Origin of the sequence: Bradyrhizobium sp. PSBB068 (assembly GCA_016839165.1) — a bacterium.
Classification (GTDB): domain Bacteria; phylum Pseudomonadota; class Alphaproteobacteria; order Rhizobiales; family Xanthobacteraceae; genus Bradyrhizobium.
Map to the genome: position 1 here is coordinate 390,450 of CP069300.1, position 19,956 is coordinate 410,405.

Consider the following 19,956-nt stretch of genomic DNA (forward strand, 5'->3'; position numbering starts at 1 on the left):
AGAGGAGAATGCCATGCAGTTGAAGGACCAGGCCGCCATCGTCACCGGCGGCGCATCGGGATTGGGCGCTGCGACGGCGCGGCGGCTGGCCGCGCAAGGCGCCAAGGTTGCGGTCTGCGATCTCAACGCCAAGCTCGCCGAGAGCGTCGCGGCGGAGATCGGCGGCATTTCCGTTGTCTGCGACGTCGCGGATGCCGCGGCAGCAGAAGCAGCGGTCGCGGCCGCCGCCAAGGCGCACGGTCCCGCGCGTGTGCTGGTGAATTGCGCCGGCATCGGCGTTGCAAAGCGCGTGATCGGCCGCGAAGGCCCGATGGCGCTTGCCGACTTCGACAAGGTGATCAAGGTCAATCTGATCGGCTCCTTCAACATGCTGCGGCTCGCGACCGCCGAGATGTCGAAGCTCGAACCGCTCGCGACCGGCGAGCGCGGCGTCGTGATCTCGACCGCCTCGGTCGCGGCCTATGACGGCCAGATCGGGCAGGCGGCCTATTCCGCCTCCAAGGGCGGTATCGTCGCGATGACGCTGCCGATCGCGCGCGAGCTCGCTCAGTTCGGCATCCGCGTGCTGACCATCGCGCCCGGCCTGTTCATGACGCCGTTGCTGGCCGGCCTGCCGCAGGAAGCCCAGGACTCGCTCGCTGCCGCGATCCCGTTCCCGCGCCGGCTCGGCCAGGCCGACGAGTTCGCTTCGCTGGCGCTGCACATGATCGACAATCCCTATCTGAACGGCGAAGTGGTGCGGCTCGATGCCGCGCTCCGGATGGCGCCGCGCTGACGCATGATCCGGAAGAGCGTGAACGCTCTTCCGGATCGCCATGCTCGATCGAGGAAAAACCATGTTCGTCAACCGGCGTGACGTGCAGATCCAGTGGGGCGATTGCGACCCCGCCAACATCGTTTACTACCCGCGCTACTTCGCGATGTTCGACGATTCGACCTCGATCATGTTCGAGGCCGCCGGCTGCTCGAAACAGGACCTGGTCCACAAATACGGTCTGGTCGGCATTCCCATGGTCGATACGCGGGCGAAATTCCACATCCCGTCGACCCATGGCGACTGGATCACCATCGAGAGCCGGATCGAGAGCATCAAGCGCTCGAGCTTCGAGGTGGTGCACCGCGTGTTCAAGGGCGAGCGGCTTGCGATCGAGGCATTCGAAACCAGGGTGCTGGTCGGCCGCCACCCGGACGATCCGGCCAAGCTCAAATCGGCACCGTTTCCGCAGGAGATCATCGACCGCTTCATGAAGGGCTGACTCGCGGTCTCTCATGACTCGACTTTCGGAGCATGATCCTCCCGGAAAACCGGTTTCCACTTTTCCGGATCATGCTCTAAAGAAGGGGCTGAATTGGCCCGCAAAACCGGTTTAAACCCAAAAACATATCCGCAGGGAGGAATGAATGAGGAAAGCCACTCTTGCCGCAGCAGTGCTCGCAGCAGGTTTTATGCTGCCGGGCATGACCGCGCAGGCGCAGACCAATGAAATCACCATCGGCATCTCGATCTCGACCACCGGCCCCGCCGCGGCGCTCGGCATCCCCGAGCGCAACGCGCTGGATTTCGTGCCGAAGGAGATCGGCGGCGTGCCGCTGAAGCTGATCGTGCTCGACGACGCCGGCGATCCGACGGCTGCCACCACAAATACCCGGCGCTTCGTCACCGAGTCCAAGGCCGACATCATCATGGGCTCCTGCATCACGCCGACGACGATCGCGGTGTCGACGGTCGCCAACGAGGCCGGCATCCCGCATTTCGGCCTCGCGCCGTTCCCGATCAACGACGCCCGCGCGAAATGGTCGGTCGACCTGCCGCAGTCGATTCCGATCATGGGCAAAGTGCTCTACGAGCACATGAAGGCGCACAACATCAAGACCGTCGGCTATATCGGCTATTCGGATTCCTACGGCGACCTCTGGGTCAACGACTTCAAGGCGCAGGCCGTGCCGATGGGCCTGACCATGACCGACGAGGAGCGCTTCGCGCGTCCGGATACGTCGGTCGCGGGCCAGGTGCTGAAGCTCGTCGCTGCCAACCCCGACGCCATCCTGGTCGGCGCCTCCGGTACCGCCGCAGCGCTGCCGCAGACCGCGCTGCGCGAGCGCGGCTACAAGGGCCTGATCTACCAGACCCACGGCGCCGCCACGATGGACTTCATCCGTATCGCTGGTGCCTCCGCGGAAGGCGTCATCATGTCGGCCGGCCCGATCATGTCGCCGGAGACCCAGCCCGACAGCGCGCTGACCAAGAAGCCGGGCCTTGCGCTGAACACGGCCTACGAAGCCAAGTACGGCGCCAACAGCCGCAGCCAGTTCGCCGGTCACTCCTACGATGCGTTCCAGGTGCTGAACCGCATCATCCCGGTGGCGCTGAAGACCGCCAAGCCCGGCACGGTGGAATTCCGCGAGGCGATCCGCCAGGCGCTGATCTCCGAGAAGGAGATCGTCGCGTCCCAGGGCGTCTACAACTGGACCGAAAAGGACCGCTACGGCCTCGACGACCGCTCGCGCATCCTGCTGACGGTCAAGGACGGCAAATACGTCCCGGCGCTGTGAGCCGGCCGCGATCTGCGAAACGAAAAGCCGGTCCCGATCCGGGGCCGGCTTTTTCTGCAGGCAGGATTGTAGCTGAGCGGGTGAGCGCGGGCGGTAGCTAACAGGCCGTCCAAAGCGCGCCGGAAGTTGGGTTGAGGTAAACGCCTTGCTATGTTGACTACCTTAGATAGATCGAATTAGATCGCATAATTTTGACGAGTTCTAGTCCGGTTTGATCATGATTGTTGTTAGGTCGGAATTTCGGGTAGTCCGGGGATTTTTGAACAGACTTGCGGTGTTCTGTCCGGGCGCGCCTCTCAACGGAGACCCTCCGGCACCCGAATCGATCGCGGCGAATTTCTACGCCAGGCAGGGGAGCGGCCCGAGACGCTCAGCTTCGCTTGGCATCGACTTGTCTGACGTTGAAATAATCAGTCTTGGCCTCCGCCTGAGACTACAATTAGATCAACACAGATTGTTCGACCATCTGAAAGGTACGTCAAAATTTGAAATACTTCGTGTGCTCGCATTGGGCGAACAGTTTTGCGGGGACCCTATTGATCGTCGGCAACTTGAAGCTCTCGACGATATCGACTACTCCATCGTAAATTCGCTTCTCCTCTCGAATATCGTTCGATCACCTGGCTACTCCAGACTGTCAGGGTTTCTGCTTCGTAAGATCGATCATCATTTAGATAGAGCGATCACTTCGAGCATTGACGACTGTACATCGCTCTCGGCCGCGATGAGCTCCTTTGGCTTAAGCACCGAGTTGCAATCGCTAGCTCAGCTAAGCGATGCTTTCTACGCTCTGAAGCAACTCAAGTGGCCGCTGTTCGGGTCCGACCTATTGGTGCTTTTGCAGGCGCTATCTGATTCAACTTGGTCCCTGAGCCTCAAGCAGCTAGAAATTTTGGTCCCTATTGCAGGGGTGTGGAGACTCAAGACCATTGTGAGTCGGCTGATCGTATTGAGGTCTGTGAACAACTTCAGCGGTGAAAGTGAATACTTTAAGCGTCACTCGGATGAGGTGTTGATCGAGTCAAAGCTGCCCAACCATTTGAAAGCCTACATTGCGCGGGGGTTAAGCGACGGAGATTTCTTCAGGAGAGCCAAGCGCTATATTACAGATCCAATAGAAGGATCTATCGTATTCTCACTTCAATTCTATTCGTATTTGGAAAGACAAGAATTCAACAAGCTTCTAATTTTGGTCCGGGATCAATATGAGCGTGATCCTGCTTCGCTGGCCTTCATAAACTGGGATATGTTTCATGAGCTAGCGCCCGTAGGCTGGGGACAGCAGTACTTACTGAACATCTTGTTGTCGGTGATTCTACTTTCTCCACAGATCATATCTCGGTTCGAGAGCGTCGAGTTTAGCTACGGAGAAGGCTTCGTTACTAACCAGCTGATCAACTACGTAAATTATCTCAAATCCCATAATCAAGGACTTGCCCAGTTCGCGCGTAGTATCTCCAATATGAGAGAGAAAGCGCGAGGCGTTGTAGCTGCTTTCGTTCTTCAGAAGAGCGTCATTGAAGTTTACGCTTACGCATTTCGGGACAAGCCAGTCGGTTCGAAGCTGAACATACCAATGGCTGATCTGGAGGTTTGTCATGCGCGAATGCGCTTGGCTTACCTCTTCCGCGAAAGCGAGACGCTGCCGGCCGACTATTGTGATCGGATAATCGCGGAGGAATCGGCCTTTCGAAAAATGTACCGATTTCAAGCAGTGTTTCGGAGCAGTCGGATTCGAATTGATTGGAAATATCTAGAGATGGAAATTGCCGATACGATTGATGCGGATTTCGGCTTCTTGTTCAGAACGATTCGTGTCGTCGGAGCGCCTGCGACAGGCTCAACGGCCGATATCATGGCGACGATCATCGCTCAACGTGTCTGTGAACTTACTCTATTCGAATCAGCAACAAGCCTAGAGAGGGCGCTCAGCAATAATTTAAGGCACGGCGTCGTGATACCTCGTTTTCTGAAGGTTTTTACGGATGCAATATCAAATCAGACTTCGTCGAAACCGCTCAGCGGGCAAACAAACCGGGCGTGGTATGAGGCAACTTTCGCTCTTGGGGGGAGTCGGCTTTTCAAGCTCGAAGATGAGATAATTTCACTCATCGGCGACTACCAAGAGGAATGGCTGAAGGTAAATCGAGATGGACGCTTCTATCAGGAATTGGTTCAAGCTGTTGCTACTCTTATTATCAAACACATTGCGAAGGGGCACAACTTCCGCTTCGACGATCTCGTCGGCCAACTGATCGAGCTTCAAAAGCGAGCAATTTCCGACATCTTGGGGGCCTCACGCAATCACCTGGTCGGAGAGATTAGGCCTCTTATCGAGAAGCTCGTTGGTGTGGCTAACGTCGACATCAGGCCGCTGAATGATATCGGCTCGAGTGAGTTTTTGGACAGCCTAACTATCAATCTGCACAACGCTTTCAATCAGGTTTCTGGATGGATCTCTCTCGTCGATTTCGAAGAAAGTAGATTGATCGAATTTGAGATAGGAGACCTTATCGACGAAGAGTCCAACACCTTCATTATCTCGGACCGATCAAAGGCTAGGATTAAGTTTGAGTGCGTCGATCGGCGTAGCAATCGCCCGATTCGCATTAAAGATATCAAGGTGTCGGGAAGAGCATTCGAACTGTTCGATCAAATCATTCACAATGGCCTTTCGAATGCGCGCAAGAGAAGCGTGCTTAGAAATGATACCGAGATTCTGATTAGAGTGACGCGGGATGTATCAGATTTAACTATCTGGATAGGAAACAACTTTGCGAAGGGGCAACTGGGCGCAATGCGAAAGCATCAAGCTCGAGCCAAAAAAATTGTCACGCGCGCCACTAGACCGCGGAAGTCGAAGGGCAAAAGACGAGTGAATAGCTACAAGGAGGGAGGGTATGGCTTTCTCAAGGTGATCGATGCTTGTGAACGGTTGCTTAAAGTTCCTCCCGTTTTTAACTTTCCGATCATTAGCGCCGAGGATGGCCAATTCATTGTCGAGATTAAGCTGCCCGGCGCCGAGGCTCTTTTGGTATGAGGCACGTTCTGATCGTTGAGGACAATGTTCTGAAGGAGGCCCGGATAAGGGATGTCCTCAGCTTGATTCCAGAGATTGAGTTCACTGTCTGTAGGTCGGTTAAGGCTGCATATCCGTTGCTTGAGGTGCAGCAATGGAATCTCATTTTGCTGGATATGAGCTTTCAAGTTAGTCCTGACAGCGGCACCGAGATTAAGAAGAAGCCATTGGCTGGCCGGCAGATACTCCAGTTTATGCGAGCTCGTAATTTGATGCTCCCGGTTATCGTCGTTACTCAACACGCGTCATTCTCAGAGGGACAGACTGTCATTGCAAGTATCAAGGATTTGGACACGAAGCTTCGACGTTATTTTCCGGGAATCTACCAAGCAACTGTCTACGTCGATCTAGCTACGGACGGCTGGCACGATGAGTTAATTAGCTATTCTAAGAGAGCGATCTATGGCTAGTAGGTTCAACATCCTAGTCATCGAGGATGCACACGAGAAAAGCGATGCGATTCGCCTTGGATTGCTCGATCGGGTTTCCGAGCCTGAGTTGACGATAGAGCTAGTGTCGAATTTGGTTGAGGCTCTGAAGCTCTTAGAGGTTAACTACTACGACTTGGTCATATTGGATATACTCATCCCGGCAACCGACCGTGGCTCTCCGCGAACTGAAAACTCGAGAGCGATCATTGAACAGCTCGCGTCTGGTAGCCTGGTCATGCCCGCTTGTGTCGTTGGGCTCACTGCGTACGAACAGGAGTATCAAGCTGAGCTTCGGTACTATGCGGAGAATCTATTTTCGATAGAGCAGTTTAGGCCTGACAGCGATGATTGGCTCAAAAGCATCGTCAGTAAGATCAAATTCATCGCAAAATGGAAGGCGGCTTATGGCCGAGCTCATAGTGCGAGTTATGACTATGACGTGGTCTTAGTTACGGCTCGTTTTCAGAATGAGTACAAGCCGATTGTGGATAGCATTCAATGGGCCAGCGGACCCAACGATGACATTCAGCTCTTTCGAGATAGGCGTCTCAAAACGGGGGCAATTCGGTTTGGAGAGCGTGTTTTGCGGGCTGCTGTGTATTGCATTGAGGGAATGGGGTTGGCGCCCGCCGCGGCTGTGGCCGAGCAGCTTATTGGTCAACTTAGACCGAAGCTTCTGGTTATGTTGGGCATGTGCTGCGGCTTTAGGCAGGAAAAGTGTCAAAATCGGAGTGCGTTGGGGGATGTTATCGTGGCTCGGCAGGCTGCATGCTGGGATGAGGGAAAGTACGGGGAGTTGGCTGAGGAAGGGTTCTTCTTTAACCGAGCGCTGCCGGTATCTGTTGATGGTCATCTGGACCGCCTAATTTCCTCACTGTTGGAGTCGGAAGGAGAAATCTTCAGATCTGCGGTTAGCGAGGTGTGGAACGAACGAGGGTCAAAGAATCTAAGAAAGAAATTTAAGGCGGACGTGGGTGACTATCCCGATGTGAAGTACGGACTATTGCTTTCTGGTAGTAGCGTCGTGGCGCACGACGTGAAGGGGGACGAGATAATCAACCGCTTCCCGAATGCTCTCGGGCTCGAGATGGAAATATTCGGCTTCTTCAAGGCCATAGAATTAGCGGTGGGTGCTAAGCCTGCAATGATGGCTGTAAAGGGCGTTGCTGACTTTGGTGATGGATCCAAGCACAAGCTATTTCAGCCACTAGCTAGTAGGCTTTCGTACTGTGTGGCGAGCGAGATCATCTCCAACTACTTTAATAGGATTGACGGGCAGTCCAAAAAGTAGGTATCGAACGGCTCGTTCCATGCTCCATGCCATCCGCAAATAGCTCTAAATCGCGCTTTAGCCTTCGTGCTGGAAGCCGAGATAGCTCGCGGCGACGCCCTTGTTGGCGGCGATGTCCTTTGCGGAGCCTGACAGCACGAACTCGCCGAGCTCCATCACATAGGCGCGGTCGGCGATCTGCAGCGCGGCCTGGGCGTTCTGCTCGACCAAGAGCACGGAGACGCCGGCTGCGCGGAGCTCGCCGACGATGCGGAAGATGTCGGCGACGATGATCGGGGCGAGGCCGAGGCTCGGCTCGTCCAACATCAGGAGTTTCGGCGCGCCCATCAGCGCACGGCCCATCGCGAGCATCTGCTGCTCGCCGCCGGATAGCGTGCCGGCAAGTTGCTTGCGGCGTTCCTTGAGCCGCGGAAACAGCGTGTAGACCCGCTCCAGCGAGGTGGCAGCGACGCCCTTCGCGATCCGGAACGCGCCGAGCTCCAGATTGTCCTCGACATTCATGGTGCCGAACAATTCGCGATGCTCCGGCACGAGGCTCAGGCCGGTTGCGACGCGGTCCTCGATATCCAGCGGCGCCATGTCGACGCCGGCGAAGGTGGTGCGGCCCCTCAGCGGCAGCACGCCCATGATGGCGTTGAGCAGCGTGGTCTTGCCGGCGCCGTTGGCGCCGATGATGGTGACGATCTCGTTGCCCGCGACCTCGAGCGAGACGCCGCGCACCGCCTCGACCTTGCCGTAGGAAATGTGGACGTCGGTGACCGACAGCAGCGCGGTCATGCGGCGGCTCCGAGATAGGCCTTGATCACGTCGGGATTGCGCTTGATCGTGGCCGGCGTGCCCTCGGCGATCTTGGTGCCGAAATCGAGCACCACGATGCGGTCGGCGAGATCCATCACGAAACCCATGTCGTGCTCGACCAGCAGCACCGACATGCCGCCGTCGCGCAACTGCCGGAGCAGCGCGGCCAGCCGCTGCTTCTCCATGTGGCGCAGTCCGGCGGCCGGCTCGTCGAGCAGCAGCAGCATCGGATCGACGCACAGCGCACGCGCGATCTCGACGATGCGCTGCTGGCCGAGCGACAGCGAACCCGCGAGCTGATCGATCTGGTCGGACAGCCCGACGCGCGCGATCTGCCGTGCGGCTTCCGCCAGCAGTTTCGCCTCGTCAGCGCGATCGAGCCGCAGCATGCTGGAGATCGCGCCGGAATTGCCGCGCAGATGCGCGCCGATCGCGACGTTCTCCAGCACGGTCATGTCGGGCACCAGCTTGACGTGCTGGAAGGTGCGTGCGACGCCGAGCTTGACCACTTCCTGTGGCGGCGCGTTCGCGACTTCGTTGCCGAGCACGGCGATCTTGCCACTGGTCGCGGTCAGCACGCCGGTGATCAGGTTGAAGGTCGTGCTCTTGCCGGCGCCGTTGGGGCCGATCAGCGCGACGATCTCGCGGGCGTTGACGTCGAACGAGACGTCGTTCACCGCGAGCACGCCGCCGAACTGCTTGCGTGCTTTATCGATATGCAGCAGCACCGGGGACGTTCCGGGCGCGCGCTCACGATGCTCCAATTTAACTGAAGTATCCGGCGTCTTGCGTCCCGGCTTGAACGGCAGCTTCGACATGAGCCAGGGCCAAACGCCCTGCGGCGCCAGTTGCAACAGGAGCACGAGCATGATGCCGAACACGATGGTCTCGAGCTGGCTCTGGCCGCCGAAGATGTAGGGCAGGTAACTCTGCAGCACCTCCTTCAGGATCACGACGATGGCGGCGCCGAGCACGCCGCCCCAGACGTAACCGGCGCCGCCGACCACGGCGATGAACAGATACTCGATGCCGGCCTGTGCGCCGAACGGCGTCGGGTTGGCGGCGCGTTGGAAATGCGCATAGAGCCAGCCGGACAGGCCGGCCAGAACAGCGGCATAGATGAACACCAGCAGCTTGGCGCGCGGCGTCTGCACGCCGAACGCTTCGGCCGCGACATGGCCGCGCCGCAACGCGCGGATGGCGCGCCCGGTGCGGGAGTCCAACAGGTTCATGGTGAGCAGCGCGGCGAGCAGCACCGCGATCCAGATCGCGTAGTAGATCGTATCCGGGCTCAGCATCTTGAACGCGCCGATCGAGAGCGGTGGAATGCCGGAGATGCCGTCGTTGCGGCCGAGGAATTCGAGTTTGCTGAACAGATAGAACAGGCCGATGCCCCAGGCGATGGTGCCGAGCGGCAGATAATGGCCTGACAGCCGCACCGTGACGAGGCCGAGCAGCACCGCGGCGATGCCGCTGACCACAAGCGAGGCGGGCAGCGTCAGCCACGGCGAGACGCCGTAGGCGGTGGTCAGCACCGCCGTGGTGTAGGCGCCGAAGCCGCAGAACGCGGCCTGTCCGAACGAGGTGAGACCGCCGACGCCGGTGAGCAGCACCAGCCCCATCGCGACCAGCGAGGCGAGGCCGATATTGTCGAGCAGCACGATCCAGAACGGCGGGATGCCCGGCAGCAGCGGGATCACCGCCAGCACGAGCGCGAAGATGATGAGAGGCAGCCGCTGCGCCATCGCGCTCAATCCTTCTCTTCTTCGACCTGGGGCGCCGCGAGCGAGCGCAGCACCAGGACGGGAAGGATCAGCGTGAACACGATGACTTCCTTGAAGTTGCTGGCGTAGAACGACGAGAAGGCCTCGACGATGCCGACCACGATGGCCGCGACCGCCGTGAGGGGATAGCTGACCAGGCCGCCGATGATGGCGGCGATGAAGCCCTTCAGGCCGATCAGGAAGCCGGTGTCGTAATAGAGCGTGGTGATCGGCACGATCAGGATGCCGGAGATCGCGCCGATGACGGAAGCGAGCAGGAATGCGATCTGGCCCGACAGCGTGGTGCGGATGCCGACCAGGCGGGCGCCGAGGCGATTGACCGCGGTGGCGCGCAGCGCCTTGCCGGTCTTGGTGTAGCCGAAGAACAGCCACAGCGCGATGATGAAGCCGACCGTCAGGCCATAGACCGCAAGGCTTTGTCCGGTGAAGCGCAGCGGACCCGCGGTCACCGCGGCATTCGACAGCGCCGGGCCGCGCAGGCCTTCGGCGCCGAAGAACACGAGGCCCAGGCCTTGCAGCGCCAGGTGGCAGCCGACCGAGGCGATCAGCAGCACCAGCACCGAGGTGTGCGCGATCGGCTGGAACGCGATGCGGTAGAGGAACAGCCCGATCGCCGCCACGATCAGCAGCGCCAGCGCGATGTTGACGGCGATCGGCGTGTGCGGACCGACCAGCGCATAGACGAGGCCGAGCAGCGCCATGGGAAAGGCGATGTTGAGCGCGACCGAGCGGATCACCAGCCGCGCATGCAGCGCCCTGCGGGCGAAGAACAGGTCGAGGGCAAAAGCGACCAAGCCCATCGCGACCGCAAGGCGCGCGGTGCCGGGCACCTGGCCGGTCGCCAGCATGGCGTAGCTCAGCGCGCCATAGGTGACGAATTCGCCCTGCGGGATCAGGATCACCCGCGTCACCGCGAACACCAGCACCAGGGCGAGCCCCAGCAGTGCGTAGATCGCGCCATTGGTGATGCCGTCCTGCAGCAGGAACAGCATGATCGTCGTGTTCAAGGCCGAGCGCTCCCCCTCAAGCGTCGGGCCGCCGCAGCCGGCTGTGCCGGTCCGGTCGGCCGATATCGGCTGTTGATAGCCGCCGATATTAGATATAGCGGATAACAATTATTAGATATAATCTCAAGGTCCCCGAGCGTCCCGCGGGGTTTTGTACCGGGATTGCGAGCCTGGAGCGATGACTGTTTCAAAGACCGCCTCCGATGCCGTCCGTTCGTCGCGCGCCCTGCGCCGGGAACCGGTCGATCCTGCCGGGGACGACAGCATGCTGCAACTGGGCGAACTGTCCGGGTTGCTCGGCTATTCGCTCAAACGCGCGCAGCTCAAGGTGTTCGAGGACTTCCTGCGCTGCGTCGCGCCGCTGCAGCTGACGCCGGCGCAGTTCTCGGTGCTGCTGCTGCTCGACAAGAATCCGGGCCGCAACCAGACCGAGATCGCCAACACGCTCGGCATCCTCAGGCCGAATTTCGTCGCGATGCTCGACGCGCTGGAGAGCCGCGACCTTTGCGCGCGGATGCGCTCGACCAACGACCGCCGCTCCCACATCCTGGTCCTGACCGACAAGGGCCGCGCGGTGCTGGCGCGCGCCAAGAAGCTGGTCGGCAACAAGCACGAGGCGCGGCTGATCGAGGTGCTTGGCCCGGCCAACCACGCCGCGCTGCTGGAGATGCTGGCGAAGCTGGCGCAGGAGTTTTGAGGTCTCGTCATTCCGGGGCTCGCGAAGCGAGAGCCCGGAATCCATTGCGCCGCAGGCGTCGTGGCTGAATGGATTCCGGGCTCAGCCCTTCGGGCTGCCCCGGAATGACGGTGAACTAATCCACCAGGATCACGCGCACATCGTTGACGTTGGTCAGCGTCGGCCCGGTCAGCAGCAAATCGCCGGTCTGCGCGAAGAAGCCGGTGGCGTCGTTGTTCTCGAGATAGGTCTTGGGATCGAGGCCGATCGCTTTCATCTTCGCAAACGTCACCTGGTCGATCACGGCCCCGGCCGGGTCGGTCGCGCTGCCGGCGCCGCCGTCGGCGCCGTCGGTGTCGGCGGCGAGCGCCGCGATGCCGGGCGTGTCCTTGAGCAGGCCGGCGAGCGCCAGCGCATATTCCTGGTTGGGTCCGCCGCGGCCGTTGCCGCGCACGGTCACCGTGAGCTCGCCGCCGGAGACGATCGCAACGCGCTTGCCCTCGCTGCGCGCCTTCAATGCAAGCCTCGCATGTTCGGCCGCGACCTCGCGGGCCTCGCCTTCGAGATCGGCGCCGAGCGCGATGGTCTCGTAGCCGGCGTCCTGCGCGACCTTCACCGCGGCGTCGATCGAGGCCTTCGGCTTCGCCAGCAATTCGAACGTCGCCCGCGCAAAGGCGGGATCGCCGGGCTTGCAGCTCTCGTTGCTGGGATCGTCGAGCGCGCGGCGCACCGCGTCATCGACGGAGAGATTGTATTTGGCGACCAGCGCGCGGGCATCCGCCAGCGTGGTCGGATCCGGCACTGTCGGCCCCGAGGCGATCGCGGAGGGGTCGTCATGCGGCACGTCCGAAATCGCCAGCGTGACGATCTCGGCGGCGCGCTGGCCGGCGCGCGCCAGCCGTCCGCCCTTGATCCGCGACAGATGCTTGCGGACGATGTTCATCTCGCCGATCGGCGCGCCGGAGCGCAGCAGCGCGCGGTTGACCTGCTGCTTCTGGGCAAAGCTCACCCCCGCGACCGGCGCGATCCAGTTCGCCGAGCCACCGCCGGTCAAGAGCACCAGCAGCAGATCGTCGGGTGTGGCTTCCGCCGCCAGCCGCAGCGTATCGTCGGCCGCGCGCAGGCCGGCTTCATCGGGCACCGGGTGGCCGGCCTCGACCACCTTGATGCGGCGGGTCGGCACGCCATGGCCGTGGCGGGTGGTGGCGATGCCGACCAGCCGCGACGGTTCGAGGCCGAGCGTGTCGAGATAGTGCCGTTCCGCCGCGGCGGCCATGGCGCCGGCGCCCTTGCCTGCGGCAAGGCAGATCACGCGGCCTTTCGGCGCCGGCCGCAGCCGCGACGCCAGCACGACATCGGGATGTGCAGCCGCCACTGCGGCATCGAAGATCGAACGCAGGAAGGGACGACGGTCGGTCATGGCTATGCCTTTGTGAGACGGATCAGTTGCCGCCAATTTCGCCGCTGATGACGTCGCCGAACAACTGCCAGCGCTCGCCCTTGAACTGCATCAGCTGCAATTGCTCGATCGGCTGGAAGTCGTTGGGCCCGGTCGACAGCGTCACGCCGGGCAGCAGGCCGCCTTGCGGAAACTGCTTCAGGCTCGCCGCCTGCTTCATCACATTGGCGCGGGTGAGGTCGTCCCCGCAGCGGCGCAGCACCTCGACCATCGTGGTCGCCATGTTGTAGCCGGTCATCGCCGAGGCATCGGCGCGATTGGTGTCGGGCAAATATTTGGCGAGCAGTTCGTCGAACGCCTTCATGCCGGCGTCGTCTTTCCACTGCGGATCGCTGGCGTCCTTGGCGTAGGCCGCCGAGATGACGCCCTGCGCATTGTCGAGCCCGGCCGGACGCATCACCGTCGCGGTGGAGGCCGAGACGTTGGAGACGATCGTCACCGGCTTCCAGTTCATCTCGCCGAGCTTCTTGATCGCCTGGGCGCCGAATTTCGGCGTGGTGAAGAAGATGATGACATCCGGACTGGAGGATTTCAGCCGCACCACGTGGGAATCGATGGTCGGCTCGGCGACCTCGTAGCTCTCCTTGGCGACGATCCGCGCGGGATCGCTGGCGAAGCCGTCTTCCAGGCCCTTGAGGTAGTCCTTGCCCATGTCGTCGTTCTGGTAGAGCACCGCGACCTTGGCGGCGGGTTTCTCCTTGAGCAGATATTTCGCGTAGATCCGCGACTCGCTCTGGTAGCTCGGCAGCCAGCCCATGGTCCAAGGGAAGGTCTTCGGATCGTTCCACTTGGTGGCGCCGGTGGCGACGAACAGCTGCGGCACCTTCTTGGCGTTGAGATATTTCTGGATCGCGGTGTTGGAGGCGGTGCCGAGCGTGCCGAACAGGAACAGCACCTCGTCGCTCTCGACCAGCTTGCGGGCCTGCTCGACGGCCTTCGGCGGCGAATAGGCGTCGTCATAGGAGATGAAGTTGATCTTGCGGCCGTTGATGCCGCCGTCGTCGTTGACCTTCTTGAACACCGCCGTCATCGCCTTGCCGACCACGCCATAGGCCGATGCCGGGCCGCTATAGGGCACGATGTTGCCGATCTTGATCTCGGTATCGCTCGCTCCGGTGTCGTATTTCTTCTGCGCCAGGGCGGCGCTGCCGCTTGTCGCGAGCAGGGCCAGGCCGAAAACGGCGGTTGCGGCACGGTGAAGGACGGGCGTGGACAATTTGCGGATCTCCTGTTCTTGCGCGCCCGGCGGGAGGCGCTCGGCTTCTTGTTGGCTCTGCCGTACCTAGAGCACGATGAGATTTGGTTGAATAGCGTATCGTCCGCTGAAGTGTAAACGGCCCGTGTCCTTCGGTTTTCCGGATAGAGCGATAGCAAACGAAAGGCAAAGAAAAACCCCTGCGATCGGGTCGCAGGGGGCAGATTTTTCACGATGCGGGAAAGTTCTCAGCCGCCGACGTCGGCGCTGATGACCTCGCCGAACAGTTCCCATTTGTCGCCCTTGAACTTCATCAGCTGCAACTGGCTGATCGGGGCGAAATCATTCGCGGCGGTATTGATCTTGATACCGGGCAGCAGCACTTCGGTGCGGAAGTCCTGCAGGCTCGCGGCCTGCTTCATGATGTTCTCGCGCGTCAGATTGTCGCCGCACTGCTTGAGCACCTGGACCAGGGTCTGCGCCACGCCGAAGCCGACCACGGTGCCGCCGTCGAGCTTGTCGCCCTCGGGGAAGTCCTTGGCCATGAAGGCGTAGAATTCCTTCATGCCGGGATCATTGTCCCATTGCTTGTCGGAAGCGTCCTTCAGATAGGCGGCGGAGATGATGTCCTGCGCGTTCTCGAAGCCGGCCGGCTTGATCACGCTGCCGACCGAGGCCGACACGTTGTTGAGGAAGTGGGTCGGCTTCCAGCCGATCTCGGCGACCTTCTTGATCGCCTGCGCCGCGAATTTCGGCGTCGCGATGTCGATGAATACGTCGGCGTTGCTGGCTTTCAGCTTGACGATGTTGCTGTCGATGGTCGGCTGGGAGGTCTCAAAGCTCTCCTCGGCAACGATCATGCTGGCGGCCTTCTGGCCGAGCCCGTCCTTCAGACCCTTCAGATAGTCCTTGCCGTAATCGTCGTTCTGGTAAAGCACCGCGATCTTGGCGTTCGGCATGTTCTTCAGGATGTACTTGGCGTAGATCTGGGTCTCGCTCTGGTAGTTGGGCTGCCAGCCCATGGTCCAGGGGAAGTCCTTCGGATCGTTCCACTTGGTGGCGCCGGTGGCGACGAACAGCTGCGGCACCTTCTTGGAGTTCATGTATTTCTGGATTGCCGAGTTCGACGGCGTGCCGAGCGAGTTGAAGATCAGCAGCACCTCGTCGCTTTCGACCAGCTTTCGGGCCTGCTCCACGGCCTTCGGCGGCGAGTAGGCGTCGTCATAGGAGATGAAGTTGATCTTGCGGCCGTTGATGCCGCCGGCGTCGTTGATCTTCTTGAAGTAGGCGGCCTCGGTGCGGCCGATGATGCCATAGGCGGAGGCGGGTCCGCTGTAGGGCATGATGTTGCCGATCTTGATCTCGGTATCGCTGGCGCCGGTGTCGTATTTCTTCTGGGCCAGCGCAGCGCTGCCGGATGTCGCGACGAGCGCGAGCGCGGCCCCAAGGACCGCAAATCTTGTGGTAGCGGACATCGATGTCTCTCTCCCTGTTGTCAGACGAATGTGTCGCGGCCCCCTGTTTCGAGAGCTCTGTTGTTATCAGGTGAAATTACCACCATACCCGGCTGGTCTCAATGAAAAGCCCCCGCGACAACGTCGCAGGGGCCGCGTCTTTAGTCGACAATTGCGGGTCAACCGCCGACATCGCCGCTCAAAATTTCACCAAAGCGATCCCAGGTCTCGCCCTTGAAGCGCATCAGTTGCAGTTGCGAAAGCGGCGCGAAGTCGGTTGCCGAGGTGTTGACCTTGATACCCGGCAATAAGCCGTCGAGCTCGAGGTCACGCAGGTTGGCGGCCTGCTTCATGATGTTCTGGCGCGTCAGATTGTCGCCGCACGCCCGCAGCACGTGCTCGAGGCCCTGCGCGACGGTGTAGGCGTACATCACGGACGCGTCGGCGCGGTTTGCTTCGGGATAGTACTTATCCAGGAATTGGTTCCAGGCGATCATTCCCTTGTCGGTCTTCCACTGCGGATCGGTCGGATCCTTGAGGTATTGCGACGAGACGATGCCCTGGGCGGCCTCGAAGCCCGCCGGCTTGATCACGCTGCCGATCGATGACGAGACGTTGTTGAGGAAGTGCAGCGGATGCCAGTCGAGCTCGGCGTTCTTCTTGATCGCCTGCGCCGCGAATTTCGGCGTCGTGATGTTGAAGAACACGTCGGCGCCGGAGGCCTTGAGCCTGACGATGTGGGAATCGATGGTCGGCTCCGTCACCTCATAGCTGTCCTCGGCGACGATCATCGACGCCGCCTTGGCGCCGAGCCCGTCCTTGAATCCCTTCAGATAGTCCTTGCCGTAATCGTCGTTCTGGTAGAGCACCGCGATCCTGGCGTCCGGCTTGTTCTTCAGAATGTACTTCGCATAGATGATCGACTCGCTCTGATAGTTGGGTTGCCAGCCCATCGTCCAGGGATATTCCTTCGGGTCGTTCCATTTGGTGGCGCCGGTGGCGACGAACAGTTGCGGCACCTTCTTCTGGTTCATGTATTTCTGGATCGCCGAGTTCGGCGGCGTGCCGAGCGAATTGAAGATCATCAGCACCTCGTCGCTCTCGACCAGCTTGCGCGCCTGCTCGACGGTCTTCGGCGGCGTGTAGGCGTCGTCGTAGCTGATGAAGGTGATCTTGCGGCCGTTGATGCCGCCCTCGGCATTGATCTTGCGGAAATAGGCGTCCTCGGTCTTGCCGATCACGCCATAGGCGGAAGCTGCTCCGCTATAGGGCATGATGTTGCCGATCTTGATTTCGGTGTCGGTGGCGCCGGTGTCGTAGTTCTTCTGGGCAAGCGCCGTGCTGCCGGATGCGGAGACGAGCGCGAACGCAACGGCGAATGCCGCCAGATGTCGTGTTGCAGACATGCGGGTTCTCTCCCTGATAGCAGATGATGTGTCGCGGCCCTCTGTTTCGAGGGCTCGTTATTGTCGGTGGAAACTATCATCTTACCGGGGGTGTCTCAATGACAAGCCCCCGCGGCGAGGCCGCGGAAGCTGCATCTTTAGTCGACAATATCGGGAGCTGACTTCTTCCCGGGTGCGCCGCAGAGATTGCGGTGAGTTCACCAAACGTCGTTGAGTTGAGTGCGACGATCAGTTGCTCAGATTGCTCGAAATGATGTCGCCGAACAGCTCCCACTTCTCGCCCTTGAATCGCATCAAGCGCAATTGCTTGATCGGCGCGAAGTCGGTGGCGGAGGTGTTGATGCTGATGCCCGGCAGCACCGTGTCGGGCACGTAGTCCTTCATGCTGGCGGCCTGCTTCATGACATTGGCGCGGGTCAGATCGTCGCCGCACATCTCCAGCACCTTCACCATGGTCTGTGCCGCGGCGTAACCGTAGGAGGTGGCGCCGTCGAGCTTGTTGGCCTCGGGATAGTCCTTCTTGAGGAAGGCGAGGAATTTCTCCATGCCGGGATCCTTGTCCCATTGCGGATCGGCGCCGTCCTTGAGATAGGACGCCGACAGGATGCCCTGCGAGTTCTCGAAGCCGGCCGGCTGCATCACGCCGCCGACCGAAGCGGAGACGTTGGCCACGATCTGCAACGGCGTCCACGCGATTTCGGCAGCCTTCTTGATCGCCTGCGCCGCGAATTTCGGTGACGTGACGCTGACGAACGTATCGGCGCCGGCGGCCTTCAGCTTGACGATATGATTGTCGATCGTGGGTTCGGAAGTTTCGTAAGCTTCCTCGGCGACGATCATCGAGGCCTTGCCGCCGAAAGCGTCCTTCAGGCCCTTGAGGTAGTCTTTGCCGAAATCGTCATTCTGGTAGAGCACGGCAACCTTGGCATCAGGCTTGTGCTTCATGATGTACTTTGCGTAGACCCGCGCCTCGTCCTGGTAGGACGGCTGCCAGCCCATGGTCCATGGATAGTTCTTGGGGTCATTCCACTTGGAGGCGCCGGAGGCGATGAACAGCTGCGGCACCTGCTTCTCGTTCATATACTTTCGAACCGCGGCGTTGCTCGCGGTGCCGACCGAGCCGAACACCAGCAGCACCTCGTCGTCCTCGATCAGCTTGCGGGCTTGCTCCACGGTCTTGGCCGGCGAGTAGCCGTCGTCATAGGAGATGAACGTGATCTTGCGGCCGCGGATGCCGCCGGCCTGGTTGATCATCTTGAAGTAGGCCGCCTCGGTCCTGCCGATCACCCCATAGGCCGAGGCCGGACCGCTGTAGGGCACGGTGTTGCCGATCCTGATCTCGGTGTCGCTGGCTCCGGTGTCGTAGGCCTTCTGCGCCAGCGCGACATTGCAGCTCGTCAGGATCAGAGCGAATGCGGACAACAGCGCCGTCAGGGACGGACGTGCGGCAGTCATGGTTTCCCCACCTCGGGTTCTTGGTTTGCGGTATTCAATACCATCGGAGCAGGGCGTCAACAAAAAGCCCCCGCGACTGATATCGCGGAGGCCCGTTGTTTATTCCCGCAGTGCAACGTCACTCGGAGGGAACGTCGCCGGAAATAATCTCGCCGAACAGTTCCCACTTCTGCCCCTTGAAGCGCTGCATCTGCAGCTGGGCGATCGGGGCGAAGTCGGTGGCCGAGGTGTTGATCTTGACGCCGGGCAGCAGGGTGTCGGGCGTGAAGTCTTTCAGGCTGGCGGCCTGCTTCATGACGTTGGCGCGGGTCAGATCGTCGCCGCACATTTCGAGCACCTTGGCGAGCGTCTGCGCGGCGCCGTAGCCGTAGACGTAGCCGCCGTCGGTCTTGTCGGCGCCCGGCATGTATTTGTCGAGAAACTCGGCCCACTTCTTCATGTTCGGATCGTTGGCCCATTGCGGATCGGCACCGTCCTTGGCATAGGCCGCCGACAGCACGCCCTGGGCGTTGTCGAAGCCGGCCGGCTGCATCACGCTGCCGACCGAGGCCGACACGTTGGTGATGATCTGCAGCGGCTTCCAGCCGAGCTCGGCGGTCTTCTTGATGGTCTGCGCGCCGAATTTCGGCGTCGTGTAGATCAGCAGCACGTCCGGATTGGCGGCCTTGATCTTGACGATGTGGCTGTCGATCGACGGCTCGGAGATCTCGTAGCTCTCCTCCATGATGATGCTCGTGGCGCCCTTGGCGCCAAAGCCGTCTTTGGTGCCCTTGAGGTAGTCTTTGCCGAAATCGTCGTTCTGATAGAGGATCGCGACCTTGGCGTCGGGCTTCTCCTTCATCAGCCACTTGGCGTAGATCTGCGCTTCGCTCTGGTAGCTAGGCTGCCAGCCCATGGTCCACGGGAAGTTCTTCGGGTCGTTCCACTTGGTGGCGCCGGTGGCGACGAACAGCTGCGGGATCTTCTTGGAGTTCAGGTACTTCTGGATCGCGGTGTTGGACGGCGTGCCGAGCGGATTGAACACCAGCAGCACCTCGTCGCTCTCGACCAGCTTGCGCACCTGCTCGACCGCCTTGGGCGGCGAATAGGCGTCGTCATAGCTGACGAAATTGACCTTGCGGCCGTTGATGCCGCCGCGGTCGTTGATCATCTTGAAATAGGCTTCTTCGGTCTTGCCGATCACGCCGTAGGCGGAGGCCGGTCCCGAATAGGGGATGATGTTGCCGATCTTGATCTCGGTATCGCTTGCGCCGGTGTCGTATTTCTTCTGGGCGAATGCGGCGGTGGACGTCACGGCGACAGCCGTGATCGCCGCGGAAATCGCGGCGATCCGAACGGTAGAAAGCATAATGTCTCCTGGTTTGGTTC

General features: G+C 60.5%; 16 protein-coding genes. 7 read left to right on the forward strand and 9 right to left on the reverse strand.

The genetic code is table 11. The features are described 5' to 3' along the window. Nucleotides 1–13: 13 nt before the first annotated feature. The 6 genes from JQ507_01810 to JQ507_01835 all read left to right on the forward strand — a co-directional run bounded on the left by JQ507_01810 (nt 14) and on the right by JQ507_01835 (nt 7,354). Nucleotides 14–775, forward strand: a complete 762-nt coding sequence (locus JQ507_01810; protein QRI70304.1) for an SDR family NAD(P)-dependent oxidoreductase — start codon at nt 14–16, stop codon at nt 773–775. A 61-nt stretch (nt 776–836) separates the two neighbouring features. Beyond that, nucleotides 837–1,256, forward strand: coding sequence for an acyl-CoA thioesterase (locus tag JQ507_01815; GenBank protein ID QRI70305.1), 420 nt, complete (start codon nt 837–839; stop codon nt 1,254–1,256). 145 nt (nt 1,257–1,401) lie between these two features. Beyond that, nucleotides 1,402–2,553 carry an ABC transporter substrate-binding protein gene (locus JQ507_01820; GenBank protein QRI70306.1) on the forward strand — a complete coding sequence of 384 codons (1,152 nt, stop codon included), beginning with the start codon at nt 1,402–1,404 and terminating at the stop codon, nt 2,551–2,553. 454 nt (nt 2,554–3,007) lie between these two features. Next, nucleotides 3,008–5,593, forward strand: a complete 2,586-nt coding sequence (locus tag JQ507_01825) for a hypothetical protein (protein ID QRI70307.1) — start codon at nt 3,008–3,010, stop codon at nt 5,591–5,593. Then, nucleotides 5,590–6,042 carry a response regulator gene (locus JQ507_01830; protein ID QRI70308.1) on the forward strand — a complete coding sequence of 151 codons (453 nt, stop codon included), beginning with the start codon at nt 5,590–5,592 and terminating at the stop codon, nt 6,040–6,042. Before JQ507_01825 ends, JQ507_01830 begins: the two co-directional genes overlap by 4 nt. Continuing rightward, a complete protein-coding gene (locus tag JQ507_01835) occupies nt 6,035–7,354 on the forward strand; it encodes a hypothetical protein (GenBank protein QRI70309.1) in 1,320 nt (439 codons plus the stop codon). The genes JQ507_01830 and JQ507_01835 overlap by 8 nt, the downstream gene beginning before the upstream one ends. A gap of 57 nt (nt 7,355–7,411) precedes the next feature. On the opposite strand, the gene JQ507_01840 is transcribed toward JQ507_01835, so the two are convergent. Genes JQ507_01840 through JQ507_01850 form a run of 3 tightly spaced genes read right to left on the reverse strand, consistent with a single transcriptional unit; the run spans nt 7,412 to nt 10,943 of the window. Further along, nucleotides 7,412–8,131, reverse strand: coding sequence for an ABC transporter ATP-binding protein (locus JQ507_01840; GenBank protein ID QRI70310.1), 720 nt, complete (start codon nt 8,129–8,131; stop codon nt 7,412–7,414). Beyond that, nucleotides 8,128–9,897 carry a branched-chain amino acid ABC transporter ATP-binding protein/permease gene (locus JQ507_01845; protein ID QRI70311.1) on the reverse strand — a complete coding sequence of 590 codons (1,770 nt, stop codon included), beginning with the start codon at nt 9,895–9,897 and terminating at the stop codon, nt 8,128–8,130. Before JQ507_01845 ends, JQ507_01840 begins: the two co-directional genes overlap by 4 nt. Before the next feature lie 5 nt (nt 9,898–9,902). Further along, nucleotides 9,903–10,943 (reverse strand): branched-chain amino acid ABC transporter permease, encoded by a 1,041-nt coding sequence (locus JQ507_01850; GenBank protein QRI70312.1) that lies wholly within the window; start codon nt 10,941–10,943, stop codon nt 9,903–9,905. Nucleotides 10,944–11,121: 178 nt separating this feature from the next. Here JQ507_01850 and JQ507_01855 point away from each other — a divergent pair, with 178 nt between their 5' ends. Continuing rightward, nucleotides 11,122–11,640, forward strand: coding sequence for a MarR family transcriptional regulator (locus JQ507_01855; protein ID QRI70313.1), 519 nt, complete (start codon nt 11,122–11,124; stop codon nt 11,638–11,640). Between the two features lie 115 nt (nt 11,641–11,755). Here the strand turns inward: JQ507_01855 and JQ507_01860 are convergent, their stop codons facing one another. The 6 genes from JQ507_01860 to JQ507_01885 form a co-directional block, all read right to left on the reverse strand. After that, nucleotides 11,756–13,039 (reverse strand): glycerate kinase, encoded by a 1,284-nt coding sequence (locus tag JQ507_01860; GenBank protein QRI70314.1) that lies wholly within the window; start codon nt 13,037–13,039, stop codon nt 11,756–11,758. A 22-nt stretch (nt 13,040–13,061) separates the two neighbouring features. Then, entirely contained in the window at nt 13,062–14,294 is a 1,233-nt protein-coding gene (locus JQ507_01865; GenBank protein QRI70315.1) for an ABC transporter substrate-binding protein, read from the reverse strand. 227 nt (nt 14,295–14,521) lie between these two features. Then, nucleotides 14,522–15,748: an ABC transporter substrate-binding protein gene (locus JQ507_01870; protein ID QRI70316.1), complete on the reverse strand. Its 1,227-nt coding sequence runs from the start codon at nt 15,746–15,748 to the stop codon at nt 14,522–14,524. Nucleotides 15,749–15,906: 158 nt separating this feature from the next. Continuing rightward, complete coding sequence (locus tag JQ507_01875; GenBank protein QRI70317.1) at nt 15,907–17,133, reverse strand: ABC transporter substrate-binding protein; 1,227 nt, start codon at nt 17,131–17,133, stop codon at nt 15,907–15,909. Between the two features lie 228 nt (nt 17,134–17,361). Further along, the gene (locus tag JQ507_01880) at nt 17,362–18,588 is read right to left on the reverse strand and encodes an ABC transporter substrate-binding protein (protein ID QRI70318.1); all 1,227 of its coding nucleotides are present in this window, start codon (nt 18,586–18,588) and stop codon (nt 17,362–17,364) included. Between the two features lie 118 nt (nt 18,589–18,706). After that, complete coding sequence (locus JQ507_01885) at nt 18,707–19,936, reverse strand: ABC transporter substrate-binding protein (GenBank protein ID QRI70319.1); 1,230 nt, start codon at nt 19,934–19,936, stop codon at nt 18,707–18,709. Between the last annotated feature and the right edge of the window lie 20 nt (nt 19,937–19,956).